Consider the following 13208-nt stretch of genomic DNA (forward strand, 5'->3'; position numbering starts at 1 on the left):
GGTTATTCTCCTTGCGGCGCGGCTGCCGGTGTATCAGCTTGCGGTGCAGGTGCAGCCTCCGCTACTGGTGTTACTGGTTGCGCCAGCAGATTGCGCACGCGAGTCTGCATCAGTTCTTCCAGCATTGCCTGGCTTTGCAGGGTTTCCGGGAGATCCATCGAGATATTTTGCTGACTTAACTGATCCACCTCGTCGAGGAACGCTTTGGTGGTGGCATCGTCAGTATCGTAGTAAGCACGTACCCAGGTGGAGACGTTCTCCAGCGCCTGGCGGTAAGTCTCTTGCTGATGACGTGGCACAGCTTGTGCAGCGACCAGCAGGCGAGAGCGAATATTTTCGCGCAGATAGATATCCTGATTCGGCGCTAACAGCGGTACGGCGGTGTCATCACGACGGCGAATCGTAATGAAGTTGTCCATAAAGTTCTGCCAGCTTTTTTGCAGATTGATGCGCCATTCGCTGATGGAGCTGGAAAGCTCTTCACCATCGGAATCCATCGGCGAACCGTCACTGTCATTATCGGCCAGACGCAGGTTATCAACCTGATTAGAAAGTTGATTCAGCTTGAGGATGATGCCGTCATAATCTACCTGCGAGACCGCAGAAAGGCTGGCGATATCATCGGTAATTGCCCGGCGAACGGTAATCAGACTCGGGTCATTCATATCCGCCAGGCTGGCGTCTGCGCTTTTCAGCAATGCCGCAGCGGTAGTGACGTCCTGATCGCTCCACAGCTTACGTCCGGCGAGCTTCACCAGGAAATCAGCCTGCGCCAGCAGCCAGGTTTTGGCGTCACTACCTGAAATAGTGGCGACCTTTTGTTGAACTTCATCCAGCTTTTTGGCCAGCGTTTCTTGCTGACGATTTGCCTGCTCTAACTGCGTAGCCTGTTGTTTTATGATGCTTTCCAGCTCGGCTTTTTGGCTCTCCTGGGCTTTTTGCAGAGCCGCGAGTTGGTTAGCCAGAACATCGCTGGTGGCCGTCTGACTGACGGCCTGTTGTTTACCCCAGCCATACAAACCGACACCTGCAGCCAGAGCAATAGCGATAGCCACCGCACTTAAAATTAGAGCAGTACTGTTATTACTCTTTTTTTCTACTGTGACAGATTGTGGCGTGGTGTCCACGACCTCCCTGGTCTCTTCAACCACGGCGGAGGTTTTTTCTTGTTCCGTCATTATGGCTTCCTGTTATGAGAGTTATTGTAATGCCCGTAAAAGCGCATCGTTGTCTGCGTTATCGGCGACCTTAATATCTTGCCAGCCCAGTTCCCGGGCGAGTTTCGCCAGACGCTCGCTGACAACCAGTAGTCGACAGCGTAGTAACCAGTGCTCACGATACCATCGTGGAATCAGCGACCAGAGCTGTTGCAGCATTTCACCGCTGGTAACAACGACAGTTGTCACTTCGCGAGACTGCCAGCGCATCGCTTCTTCTGCACCATCGTAATGAATGGCGCATCGTTGATAACATTCGCAAAAAATGACTTCAGCACCGCGTGCCATCAGGGTATCCCCGATCAGCTCACGACCGCCGTTGCCACGTAAAATTAACGCACGTTTGCCTGCAATATTTTGTAATTCAGGTAATTGTAGCAAGACTTCGCTGATTTCCCGATCCTGCGGATAACGAACTTCGTGTCCGCTCACGGTATGCAGCGCCAGTGCGGTAGTGCGACCAATGGCGAAATAAGCGGGTAGGGCGGGCCACTTGAGACCTTGCTGATGCAGCTGTGACTGTGCAAAAGCAACGGCATGTTGCGAAAGGGCAAATACCAGATCGCCTTCGCTCAGTGCTGCCAACTGGTCGGCAAGTTGTGGCAGTTGCCGACCCGGAGAAAACTCAATCAGCGGAAAATGCCAGGCCACCAGTCCCAGTGCGCGCAGACGGCTCACTAACTCTTCTCCTGCGGGAGATGGGCGGGTGACCAGGATACTCATGCTGGCGCATCTCCGCTGTAGACTTCGGCGAGGATCTCGCGCGCGCCGTTATTCAGCAGCTCTTCCGCCAGCGAAATGCCCATTTGCTCGGCATCCTGCGGCGAACCACGGCGCTCACCGCGAATAATCTGCGAACCGTCCGGTGCGCCAACCAGCGCACGCAGCCAGATTTCGCCATTGATAAGTTCGGCATAGCTACCAATCGGCACCTGACAACCGCCTTCGAGGCGGGTATTCATGGCGCGTTCGGCGGTGACGCGTAGCGCAGTTTCGTGGTGATTCAGCGCGGCGAGTACCTCGCGGGTGCGCGAATCATCAAGGCGGCATTCAATGCCTACAGCACCTTGTCCTACTGCCGGAAGAGAAATTTCAGGCGGCAGCGCAGCACGAATGCGAGACTCCAGTCCTAAACGTTTTAAGCCAGCTACGGCAAGAATAATGGCATCGTATTCGCCATTATCCAGTTTACTCAGACGAGTACCGACATTGCCGCGCAGAGAACGGATAATGAGATCCGGACGGCGTTCAGCCAGTTGGCACTGGCGGCGTAAGCTGGAAGTTCCGACGATGCTGCCTGCGGGTAACGCATCCAGACTGTCATAGTTATTGGAAACAAAGGCATCGCGAGGATCTTCGCGCTCGCAAATGGTGACCAGCCCCAGTCCTTGCGGAAATTCAACCGGCACATCTTTCATTGAATGCACGGCGATATCGGCACGGTTTTCCAGGAGCGCGACCTCCAGCTCTTTCACAAATAAGCCTTTTCCGCCAACCTTCGCCAGCGGCGTATCAAGAATCACATCGCCGCGCGTTACCATCGGCACCAGTTCAACCACCAGCCCTGGATGGCTCGCCATCAATTTGTCTTTGACATAATGTGCCTGCCAGAGTGCAAGTGGGCTTTGGCGTGTGGCAATTCTTAAAACATTGTCTAACATGCTTGTTACCGTCATTATCATCCATGGTCCATCCTAACATCCTTGCCGGAGCGATGTCAGTGTTGTGGTGAAACGTCGATGCCTGTGCAAAACGTAAAATGTAGCCAGGCGCTGGTTCCTGACAGGCGCTTCAAGCCGTCGTAATACGGAATTTACAGAGAATAAACGGTGCTACACTTGTATGTAGCGCATCTTTCTTTACGGTCAACCGGCAAGGTGTTAAATTGATCACGTTTTAGACCATTTTTTCGTCGTGAAACTAAAAAAACCAGGCGCGGAAAGTGGTACGGTTACCTTTGACATACGAAATATCCCGAATGCCGCGTGTTTCCGTTGATGTTGGCGGAATCACAGATATGACGGGTAGCAAATCAGGCGATACGTCTTGTACCTCTATATTGAGACTCTGAAACAGAGACTGGATGCCATAAATCAATTGCGCGTGGATCGCGCGCTTGCTGCTATGGGGCCTGCATTCCAACAGGTCTACAGTCTGCTGCCGACATTGTTGCACTATCACCATCCGCTAATGCCGGGTTACCTTGATGGTAATGTTCCCAGAGGCATTTGCCTTTACACGCCTGATGAAACCCAACGCCACTACCTGAACGAACTGGAACTGTATCGTGGAATGTCAGTACAGGATCCGCCAAAAGGCGAGCTTCCGATTACTGGCGTATACACCATGGGCAGCACCTCGTCTATAGGGCAAAGCTGTTCCTCCGACCTGGATATCTGGGTCTGCCATCAATCCTGGCTCGATAGCGAAGAGCGCCAGTTACTACAACGTAAATGCAGCCTGCTGGAAAGTTGGGCCGCCTCGCTGGGCGTGGAAGTCAGCTTCTTCCTGATTGATGAAAACCGTTTCCGCCATAATGAAAGTGGTAGTCTGGGGGGCGAAGATTGTGGCTCTACCCAGCATATACTGCTGCTTGACGAATTTTATCGTACCGCCGTGCGTCTCGCTGGTAAGCGTATTCTGTGGAATATGGTGCCGTGCGACGAAGAGGAGCATTACGATGACTACGTAATGACGCTCTACGCGCAGGGCGTGCTCACGCCTAATGAATGGCTGGATCTCGGTGGCTTAAGCTCGCTTTCCGCTGAAGAGTACTTTGGCGCCAGCCTTTGGCAACTCTACAAAAGCATCGATTCTCCATACAAAGCGGTGCTGAAAACACTGCTGCTGGAAGCTTATTCCTGGGAATATCCAGACCCACGCCTGCTGGCGAAAGATATCAAACAGCGTTTGCACGATGGCGAGATAGTGTCATTTGGTCTCGATCCTTACTGCATGATGCTGGAGCGCGTTACTGAATATCTGACGGCAATTGAAGATTTCACCCGTCTGGATTTAGTGCGTCGCTGCTTCTATTTAAAAGTGTGCGAAAAACTCAGCCGCGAACGCGCTTGCGTAGGCTGGCGTCGTGAAGTATTAAGCCAACTGGTAAAAGAGTGGGGATGGGACGAAGCCCGTCTGGCGATGCTTGATAATCGCGCCAACTGGAAGATTGATCAGGTGCGTGAAGCGCACAACGAGTTGCTTGATGCGATGATGCAGAGCTACCGTAATCTGATCCGCTTTGCCCGTCGCAATAACCTTAGCGTTTCCGCCAGCCCGCAGGATATCGGCGTGCTGACGCGTAAACTGTACGCTGCGTTTGAAGCATTACCGGGGAAAGTGACGCTGGTAAACCCGCAGATTTCACCGGATCTTTCCGAGCCAAACCTGACCTTTATTTATGTGCCGCCGGGTCGTGCCAACCGTTCAGGTTGGTATCTGTATAACCGTGCGCCGACAATCGAGTCGATCATCAGTCATCAGCCGCTGGAATATAACCGCTATCTGAATAAGCTGGTGGCCTGGGCGTGGTTTAATGGCTTGCTGACATCACGGACGCATCTGTTTATTAAAGGCAACGGCATTGTCGATCTGCCTAAGTTGCAGGAGATGGTGGCTGATGTGTCGCACCATTTCCCGTTGCGTTTACCTGCGCCGACGCCGAAGGCGCTCTACAGCCCCTGTGAGATCCGCCATCTGGCGATTATCGTCAACCTGGAATATGACCCGACGACAGCGTTTCGTAACCAGGTAGTACATTTCGATTTCCGTAAGCTGGATGTCTTCAGCTTTGGCGAAGAGCAAAAATGCCTGGTGGGTAGTGTTGACCTGTTGTATCGCAATTCATGGAACGAAGTGCGCACGCTACATTTCAACGGCGAGCAGTCGATGATTGAAGCCCTGAAAACCATCCTTGGCAAAATGCATCAGGACGCCGCGCCGCCGGATAGCGTAGAAGTCTTCTGCTACAGTCAGCATCTGCGCGGATTAATCCGTACTCGCGTGCAACAACTGGTTTCTGAGTGTATCGAACTGCGTCTTTCCAGCACTCGCCAGGAAACCGGGCGCTTCAAGGCGCTGCGTGTTTCTGGTCAAACCTGGGGCTTGTTCTTCGAACGCCTGAATGTGTCTGTGCAGAAACTGGAAAATGCTATTGAGTTTTATGGTGCTATTTCGCATAACAAACTGCATGGTTTGTCAGTGCAGGTTGAGACCAATCACGTCAAATTACCGGCAGTAGTGGATGGCTTTGCCAGCGAAGGGATAATCCAGTTCTTCTTCGAAGAAACGCATGATGAGAACGGTTTTAATATCTACATTCTCGATGAAAGCAATCGGGTTGAGGTGTATCACCACTGCGAAGGTAGCAAAGAGGAGCTGGTGCGTGACGTCAGCCGCTTCTACTCGTCATCGCACGACCGTTTCACTTACGGCTCCAGTTTCATCAACTTCAACCTGCCGCAGTTCTATCAGATTGTGAAGGTCGATGGTCGCGAACAGGTCATTCCGTTCCGTACCAAATCTATCGGCAACATGCCGCCAGCCAATCAGGATAATGACACGCCGCTGTTACAGCAGTATTTTTCGTGATGAGTATGCCGGAAAGCGAGGCTTATCCGGCATGAAATCTTAACGGAAGCTCACCGTCTCTCCCGCCTGCTGCGTCGCCGCCTGTTCCAGCAAATCCCAGAAGGTTTCGCCGCTGCGATCGCAAATCCACTCGTCGCCTTTCAGATCAAAGTGGTAGCCGCCCTGTTTGGTTGCCAGCCATACTTGGTGCAGTGGTTCCTGGCGGTTGATAATAATTTTGCTGCCATTTTCAAAGGTAATGGTCAGTACGCCGCCGTTGATTTCGCAGTCGATATCGCTGTCGCCATCCCAATCGTCCAGGTGTTCTTCAATGGTTAGCCACAGTTGGTCAGCCAGGCGATGAAATTCACTGTCGTTCATTGTTGTATCCTGTTTTTAGGTGATGGCGGCAGTATAGCGGCATGGGGTCAGGGCTTCAAAGTTTGCCCGTCTGCTGCATTCCGGCATGATTCCTCCGTCACCGGAATAATAATGTCTCTGTTTTGAATCTCACGCACATCTTCCTCTCTGAAGTGTGTTTTCGCCGGGCAGGGGAATGACGTAACCCTTACCTCTGTATCGATCCAGGTATAAACATTGCGATAGTACATAAAGCCATCCTGGCGCGAGGTGTCGATCACGAAACTACCAGCAAAACATAAATCCTCTCTTGTAAGCGTTATACTCGCAGCAATTCCTCACTTTTCAGACTTCATAAAGAGTCGCTAAACGCTTGCTTTTACGTCTTCTCCTGCGATGATAGAAAGCAGAAAGCGATGAACTTTACAGGCAATCCATAATGAAAAACGTGTTTAAAGCACTCACTGTATTACTTACTCTTTTCAGCCTGACGGGCTGCGGTCTGAAAGGTCCGCTCTATTTCCCGCCCGCAGATAAAAACGCGCCACCGCCGACCAAACCGGTAGATACGCAAACACAATCCACGTTGCCGGATAAAAACGACCGCGCCACTGGCGATGGCCCATCTCAGGTGAATTACTAAAAGTCAGTTTCTGTACCCGCGTGAATGGAGTAGATAATGCAGTTCTCGAAAATGCATGGCCTTGGCAACGATTTTATGGTCGTCGACGCGGTAACGCAGAATGTCTTTTTTTCACCGGATCTGATTCGTCGCCTGGCGGATCGGCACCTGGGTGTGGGTTTTGACCAGCTACTGGTGGTTGAGCCGCCGTACGATCCAGAACTGGATTTCCACTATCGCATTTTCAATGCTGACGGTAGTGAAGTGGCGCAGTGTGGCAACGGTGCACGCTGCTTTGCCCGCTTTGTACGCCTGAAAGGGCTGACCAATAAGCGCGATATTCGCGTCAGCACCGCCAATGGTCGGATGGTACTGACCGTCACTGATGACGATCTGGTACGGGTAAATATGGGGGAACCAAATTTCGAACCTTCCGCCGTGCCATTTCGCGCCAACAAAGCGGAAAAGACCTATATCATGCGCGCCGCCGAGCAGACAATCTTATGCGGCGTGGTGTCGATGGGAAATCCGCACTGCGTGATTCAGGTCGATGATGTCGATACTGCGGCGGTAGAAACACTGGGGCCAGTTCTGGAAAGCCACGAACGTTTCCCGGAGCGCGCCAACATTGGTTTCATGCAAGTGGTTAAGCGCGAGCATATTCGTTTACGCGTTTATGAGCGTGGGGCAGGTGAAACCCAAGCCTGCGGCAGCGGCGCGTGTGCGGCGGTAGCGGTAGGGATTCAGAAAGGTTTGCTGGCCGAAGAAGTTCGTGTGGAACTCCCTGGTGGTCGCCTTGATATTGCCTGGAAAGGTCCGGGTCATCCGTTATATATGACGGGTCCGGCAGTACATGTTTACGACGGATTTATTCATCTATGAAGCAACCAGGGGAAGAACTACAGGAAACACTCACGGAGCTTGATGACCGGGCGGTTGTCGATTACCTGATTAAAAATCCTGAGTTTTTTATCCGCAATGCGCACGCAGTAGAGGCAATTCGAGTGCCGCATCCGGTACGTGGCACCGTTTCGCTCGTCGAATGGCATATGGCTCGCGCGCGTAACCATATTCATGTTCTGGAAGAGAACATGGCGCTGTTGATGGAACAGGCTATCGCCAACGAAGGCCTGTTTTATCGCTTACTCTATTTGCAGCGCACTCTTACTGCCGCCAGCAGTCTCGACGACATGCTAATGCGCTTTCATCGGTGGGCACGCGATCTTGGCCTGGCGGGTGCGAGTCTGCGCCTGTTCCCGGATCGTTGGCGTTTAGGCGCGCCGTCGAACCATACCCATCTGGCATTAAGCCGTCAGGCTTTCGAACCTCTGCGTATTCAGCGTCTGGGGCAGGAACCGCATTATCTGGGGCCGCTTAACGGGCCTGAATTGCTGGTGGTGCTGCCGGAAGCGAAAGCGGTGGGATCGGTGGCGATGTCGATGCTGGGAAGTGATGCTGATCTTGGTGTGGTGCTGTTCACCAGCCGTGATGCCAGTCACTATCAACAAGGGCAGGGAACGCAGTTACTCCATGAAATTGCGCTGATGATGCCGGAGCTTCTGGAGCGTTGGATTGAACGCGTATGACCGATTTACATACCGATGTGGAACGCTACCTACGTTATTTGAGCGTGGAGCGTCAACTTAGCCCGATTACCCTGGTTAACTACCAGCGCCAGCTTGAGGCGATCATCAATTTTGCCAGCGAAAACGGCCTGCAAAGCTGGCAACAATGTGATGTGACGATGGTGCGTAATTTTGCTGTACGCAGTCGCCGTAAAGGGCTGGGAGCGGCAAGCCTCGCGTTACGGCTTTCTGCGCTACGTAGCTTTTTTGACTGGCTGGTTAGCCAGAACGAACTCAAAGCTAACCCGGCAAAAGGTGTTTCGGCACCGAAAGCGCCGCGTCATCTGCCGAAAAATATCGATGTCGATGATATGAATCGGCTGCTGGATATTGATATTAACGATCCCCTCGCTGTACGCGACCGGGCAATGCTGGAAGTGATGTACGGCGCGGGGCTGCGTCTTTCCGAACTGGTGGGGCTGGATATCAAACATCTCGACCTGGAGTCCGGCGAAGTGTGGGTGATGGGAAAAGGCAGCAAAGAGCGCCGCCTGCCGATTGGTCGTAACGCCGTGGCGTGGATTGAGCACTGGCTTGATTTACGCGACCTGTTTGGCAGTGAAGACGACGCACTTTTCCTGTCGAAACTGGGCAAACGCATCTCTGCGCGTAACGTACAAAAACGCTTTGCCGAATGGGGCATCAAACAGGGGCTGAATAATCACGTTCACCCGCATAAATTACGTCACTCGTTCGCTACGCATATGCTGGAGTCGAGCGGCGATCTTCGTGGTGTGCAGGAGCTGCTGGGTCATGCCAACCTCTCCACCACGCAAATCTATACTCATCTTGATTTTCAACACCTTGCCTCGGTGTACGATGCGGCGCATCCACGCGCCAAACGGGGGAAATAATGCGTTTTTACCGGCCTTTGGGGCGCATCTCGGCGCTCACCTTTGACCTGGATGATACCCTTTACGATAACCGTCCGGTGATTTTGCGCACCGAGCGAGAGGCGCTTACCTTTGTACAAAATTATCATCCGGCGCTGCGCAGCTTCCAGAATGAAGATCTGCAACGCCTGCGCCAGGCGGTACGGGAAGCGGAACCCGAGATTTATCACGACGTGACGCGCTGGCGTTTTCGCTCGATTGAACAAGCGATGCTCGATGCCGGGCTGAGTGCCGAAGAGGCCAGTGCAGGCGCACATGCTGCGATGATCAACTTTGCCAAATGGCGCAGTCGGATCGATGTTCCGCAGCAAACCCACGACACCTTAAAACAGCTGGCGAAGAAATGGCCGCTGGTGGCGATCACCAACGGTAACGCACAGCCGGAACTGTTTGGTTTGGGCGACTACTTTGAGTTTGTGCTGCGCGCTGGCCCACACGGACGCTCGAAGCCGTTCAGCGATATGTACTTTCTGGCGGCAGAAAAACTCAATGTGCCGATCGGCGAGATCTTACATGTAGGTGACGATCTTACCACCGACGTGGGTGGGGCGATCCGCAGCGGAATGCAGGCCTGTTGGATCAGACCGGAAAATGGCGATCTGATGCAAACCAGGGACAGCCGTTTACTGCCGCATCTGGAAATTTCCCGGTTGGCATCTCTGACCTCGCTGATATAATCAGCAAATCTGTATATATACCCAGCTTTTTGGCGGAGGGCGTTGCGCTTCTCCGCCCAACCTATTTTTACGCGGCGGTGCCAATGGACGTTTCTTACCTGCTCGAAAGCCTTAATGACAAACAGCGCGAAGCGGTGGCCGCGCCACGCAGCAATCTTCTGGTGCTGGCGGGCGCGGGCAGTGGTAAGACGCGTGTACTGGTGCATCGTATCGCCTGGCTGATGAGCGTGGAAAACTGCTCACCGTATTCGATTATGGCGGTGACGTTTACCAACAAAGCGGCGGCGGAGATGCGCCATCGTATCGGGCAACTGATGGGCACCAGTCAGGGCGGCATGTGGGTCGGCACCTTCCACGGGCTGGCGCACCGCCTGCTGCGTGCGCACCATATGGACGCCAACCTGCCGCAGGATTTCCAGATCCTCGATAGCGAAGACCAACTGCGCCTGCTTAAACGTCTGATCAAGGCGATGAATCTCGACGAGAAGCAGTGGCCGCCACGTCAGGCAATGTGGTACATCAACAGCCAGAAAGATGAAGGACTGCGTCCGCATCATATTCAAAGCTACGGTAATCCGGTGGAGCAAACCTGGCAGAAGGTGTATCAGGCGTATCAGGAAGCGTGTGATCGCGCGGGTCTGGTGGACTTCGCGGAACTGCTGCTACGTGCACATGAGCTGTGGCTTAACAAGCCACATATCCTTCAGCACTATCGCGAACGTTTCACCAACATTCTGGTGGACGAATTCCAGGATACCAACAACATTCAGTATGCGTGGATCCGCCTGCTGGCGGGCGATACCGGCAAAGTAATGATTGTTGGTGATGACGACCAGTCAATCTATGGCTGGCGTGGGGCGCAGGTCGAGAATATTCAGCGTTTCCTCAATGATTTCCCCGGTGCCGAAACTATTCGTCTGGAGCAAAACTACCGCTCTACCAGCAATATTCTGAGCGCCGCCAACGCCCTGATTGAAAACAACAATGGGCGTCTGGGTAAAAAACTGTGGACCGATGGTGCGGACGGTGAGCCGATTTCCCTCTATTGCGCCTTTAACGAACTCGATGAAGCGCGTTTCGTGGTTAACCGCATCAAAACCTGGCAGGACAACGGCGGGGCGCTCGCTGAGTGCGCTATCCTCTACCGTAGCAACGCCCAGTCGCGTGTACTGGAAGAAGCTTTATTGCAGGCCAGTATGCCGTATCGCATTTACGGCGGGATGCGCTTCTTCGAACGTCAGGAAATCAAAGATGCGCTCTCGTATCTACGCCTGATTGCCAACCGCAACGATGATGCGGCATTTGAGCGCGTGGTCAATACGCCAACGCGGGGTATTGGTGACCGGACGCTGGACGTAGTGCGCCAGACATCGCGCGATCGCCAGTTAACTCTCTGGCAGGCGTGTCGTGAACTGTTGCAGGAAAAAGCTCTCGCTGGTCGTGCTGCCAGCGCCTTGCAGCGGTTTATGGAACTGATCGACGCCTTAGCGCAAGAAACTGCCGATATGCCGCTGCATGTACAGACTGACCGGGTAATTAAAGACTCCGGCCTGCGCACCATGTACGAGCAGGAGAAAGGCGAAAAAGGCCAGACGCGTATCGAAAACTTAGAGGAACTGGTGACGGCAACGCGCCAGTTCAGCTACAACGAAGAAGACGAAGATTTAATGCCGCTACAGGCGTTCCTCTCTCACGCGGCGCTCGAAGCAGGTGAAGGGCAGGCGGATACCTGGCAGGACGCGGTACAGTTGATGACGCTTCACTCGGCGAAAGGTCTGGAGTTTCCGCAGGTGTTTATTGTCGGTATGGAAGAGGGCATGTTCCCAAGTCAGATGTCGCTGGATGAAGGCGGGCGTCTGGAAGAAGAACGCCGTCTGGCCTACGTTGGTGTAACCCGCGCGATGCAGAAACTGACGCTGACTTACGCGGAAACCCGCCGCCTGTACGGCAAAGAAGTTTACCATCGCCCATCGCGCTTTATCGGTGAGCTGCCGGAAGAGTGTGTGGAAGAGGTACGCTTGCGCGCTACGGTAAGCCGTCCGGTCAGCCATCAGCGTATGGGTACGCCGATGGTCGAGAACGACAGCGGCTACAAACTCGGCCAGCGCGTGCGCCACGCTAAGTTTGGTGAAGGCACTATCGTCAATATGGAAGGCAGCGGCGAACATAGCCGTTTGCAGGTGGCGTTCCAGGGCCAGGGAATCAAATGGCTGGTGGCGGCTTACGCCCGGCTGGAGACGGTGTAACGTTGCCGGATGCGGTGCTGTGCACCTTATCCGGCCTACAAAATCATGCAGATTCAATAAATTGCGGCCGGATAAGGCGTTTACGCCGCATCCGGCATCAGCACCATATTCAGTATCTGACACAAAACTATCATTCTAACTTTTCCGCTCGACGGAAATCATGGTAACAAAAGGATAGCGTTGCCACGGGAGTGCTCCGCCTTTCATATACATATGCGAGATCGTGCCATCAAGATAAAGCAGCTGCTCGACGTCCAGTTTTGCTTTGGCATAGCAGGCAAAATCATAAAAATTTGTCGCCTGCTGGCTCAACAAAAACACAGCGTTCCCTTGTTTATTTATCCCTACACCGTTACGAATTTTACGCGAGGCAACATTCGGGTGAATGCGCGGATTAATTACGCCGTTTTCTAACAACATTGGCCCTGACTGCACTGCGAACTGAATCTCTTTACTGGCTTTAAATGCCTGCAGCGGAACGATAGCGGCTTTATCTCCCGCGACATAAAACACGCCGCCAGGACGGATAAAGAAGTTCCCTTCCCCTGAGGCGAGATTTAGCGCCACCTTCTGCTGACCGTTTTCGATGTACAAACCGAGCGGCGCATAGCTTTCATCATAGATGCCGCCGTTCATCACCATCTGAATTTGCCCTTGGCTATTAATATCCGCCAGCAGCGCATGTAACGTTCCCCACGCTTCGCCATTGGCTTTTTGCCAGTACATTTTCACCCGCTCTGTCTGAGGGTTAACGGTATACGCCTGTACTGTCAGCGACGGATCTGAGAGCGCGCAGTCATCAGCAGCAACAGCAAACAAGGGGAGTAAGACGAGGGCGAGAAAAATCCGTTTGAGATTCAAGGTGATCATTCCTTTACCAATGAGTAGCCGATGCGCCATTATAGGTCCTGGCTGTGTGATTTTTTTATCCTGTTAACGACCTTGACGAGTACCAAAAAGCGCGAAGTTCAACTATTGTTCTGTGGTGTTCCGTTG

General features: G+C 53.1%; 12 protein-coding genes and 1 pseudogene. 7 read left to right on the forward strand and 6 right to left on the reverse strand.

The window, feature by feature from the left end; genetic code table 11:
- Window positions 1-2: 2 nt before the first annotated feature.
- From hemX to hemC, 3 genes are read right to left on the reverse strand one after another with little or no spacing between them, the layout of a single operon-like run.
- On the reverse strand, window positions 3-1178 hold the full coding sequence (gene hemX, locus C3D30_RS19470) for a uroporphyrinogen-III C-methyltransferase (RefSeq protein ID WP_105287288.1): 1176 nt from the start codon (window positions 1176-1178) through the stop codon (window positions 3-5).
- Between the two features lie 21 nt (window positions 1179-1199).
- On the reverse strand, window positions 1200-1940 hold the full coding sequence (gene hemD, locus C3D30_RS19475; protein ID WP_105287289.1) for a uroporphyrinogen-III synthase: 741 nt from the start codon (window positions 1938-1940) through the stop codon (window positions 1200-1202).
- Complete coding sequence (gene hemC, locus C3D30_RS19480) at window positions 1937-2878, reverse strand: hydroxymethylbilane synthase (RefSeq protein ID WP_032147775.1); 942 nt, start codon at window positions 2876-2878, stop codon at window positions 1937-1939. Before hemC ends, hemD begins: the two co-directional genes overlap by 4 nt.
- A gap of 385 nt (window positions 2879-3263) precedes the next feature.
- On the opposite strand from hemC, the gene cyaA reads away from it, so the two are divergent.
- A complete protein-coding gene (cyaA, locus tag C3D30_RS19490) occupies window positions 3264-5810 on the forward strand; it encodes a class I adenylate cyclase (RefSeq protein ID WP_000281706.1) in 2547 nt (848 codons plus the stop codon).
- Between the two features lie 39 nt (window positions 5811-5849).
- Here cyaA and cyaY read toward each other — a convergent pair whose 3' ends face one another.
- Together cyaY and C3D30_RS20685 are read right to left on the reverse strand one after the other, a co-directional pair.
- A complete protein-coding gene (gene cyaY, locus C3D30_RS19495) occupies window positions 5850-6170 on the reverse strand; it encodes an iron donor protein CyaY (protein ID WP_000999936.1) in 321 nt (106 codons plus the stop codon).
- 47 nt (window positions 6171-6217) lie between these two features.
- Window positions 6218-6409: pseudogene (locus C3D30_RS20685) on the reverse strand (DKNYY family protein); the annotation flags it as partial.
- 179 nt (window positions 6410-6588) lie between these two features.
- Between C3D30_RS20685 and lptM the strand changes: the two are divergent.
- The 6 genes from lptM to uvrD all read left to right on the forward strand — a co-directional run bounded on the left by lptM (window position 6589) and on the right by uvrD (window position 12212).
- On the forward strand, window positions 6589-6792 hold the full coding sequence (lptM, locus tag C3D30_RS19500) for an LPS translocon maturation chaperone LptM (protein ID WP_000799886.1): 204 nt from the start codon (window positions 6589-6591) through the stop codon (window positions 6790-6792).
- Window positions 6793-6828: 36 nt separating this feature from the next.
- A complete protein-coding gene (gene dapF / locus C3D30_RS19505) occupies window positions 6829-7653 on the forward strand; it encodes a diaminopimelate epimerase (RefSeq protein ID WP_105287290.1) in 825 nt (274 codons plus the stop codon).
- Window positions 7650-8357, forward strand: coding sequence for a DUF484 domain-containing protein (locus C3D30_RS19510; protein ID WP_021549970.1), 708 nt, complete (start codon window positions 7650-7652; stop codon window positions 8355-8357). The genes dapF and C3D30_RS19510 overlap by 4 nt, the downstream gene beginning before the upstream one ends.
- Entirely contained in the window at window positions 8354-9250 is an 897-nt protein-coding gene (gene xerC / locus C3D30_RS19515; RefSeq protein WP_016158862.1) for a tyrosine recombinase XerC, read from the forward strand. The genes C3D30_RS19510 and xerC overlap by 4 nt, the downstream gene beginning before the upstream one ends.
- Entirely contained in the window at window positions 9250-9966 is a 717-nt protein-coding gene (gene yigB, locus C3D30_RS19520; protein WP_001213582.1) for a 5-amino-6-(5-phospho-D-ribitylamino)uracil phosphatase YigB, read from the forward strand. The genes xerC and yigB overlap by 1 nt, the downstream gene beginning before the upstream one ends.
- Before the next feature lie 83 nt (window positions 9967-10049).
- Window positions 10050-12212 (forward strand): DNA helicase II, encoded by a 2163-nt coding sequence (gene uvrD / locus C3D30_RS19525; protein ID WP_000383446.1) that lies wholly within the window; start codon window positions 10050-10052, stop codon window positions 12210-12212.
- Window positions 12213-12347: 135 nt separating this feature from the next.
- On the opposite strand, the gene C3D30_RS19530 is transcribed toward uvrD, so the two are convergent.
- Entirely contained in the window at window positions 12348-13112 is a 765-nt protein-coding gene (locus C3D30_RS19530; protein WP_021549971.1) for a phosphodiester glycosidase family protein, read from the reverse strand.
- Window positions 13113-13208: the final 96 nt, after the last annotated feature.

It is taken from the genome of Escherichia sp. MOD1-EC5433 (assembly GCF_002966005.1).
Lineage (GTDB): Bacteria > Pseudomonadota > Gammaproteobacteria > Enterobacterales > Enterobacteriaceae > Escherichia > Escherichia ruysiae.

Bases quoted from the DNA above. Each gene is read 5' to 3' on its own strand.
- C3D30_RS19530 (WP_021549971.1), bottom strand. From the start codon at position 13,112: ATGGCGCATCGGCTACTCATTGGTAAAGGAATGATCACCTTGAATCTC.
- C3D30_RS19510 (WP_021549970.1), top strand. From the start codon at position 7,650: ATGAAGCAACCAGGGGAAGAACTACAGGAAACACTCACGGAGCTTGAT.
- hemX (WP_105287288.1), bottom strand. From the start codon at position 1,178: ATGACGGAACAAGAAAAAACCTCCGCCGTGGTTGAAGAGACCAGGGAG.
- hemD (WP_105287289.1), bottom strand. From the start codon at position 1,940: ATGAGTATCCTGGTCACCCGCCCATCTCCCGCAGGAGAAGAGTTAGTG.
- yigB (WP_001213582.1), top strand. From the start codon at position 9,250: ATGCGTTTTTACCGGCCTTTGGGGCGCATCTCGGCGCTCACCTTTGAC.
- lptM (WP_000799886.1), top strand. From the start codon at position 6,589: ATGAAAAACGTGTTTAAAGCACTCACTGTATTACTTACTCTTTTCAGC.
- uvrD (WP_000383446.1), top strand. From the start codon at position 10,050: ATGGACGTTTCTTACCTGCTCGAAAGCCTTAATGACAAACAGCGCGAA.
- dapF (WP_105287290.1), top strand. From the start codon at position 6,829: ATGCAGTTCTCGAAAATGCATGGCCTTGGCAACGATTTTATGGTCGTC.
- cyaY (WP_000999936.1), bottom strand. From the start codon at position 6,170: ATGAACGACAGTGAATTTCATCGCCTGGCTGACCAACTGTGGCTAACC.
- hemC (WP_032147775.1), bottom strand. From the start codon at position 2,878: ATGTTAGACAATGTTTTAAGAATTGCCACACGCCAAAGCCCACTTGCA.
- xerC (WP_016158862.1), top strand. From the start codon at position 8,354: ATGACCGATTTACATACCGATGTGGAACGCTACCTACGTTATTTGAGC.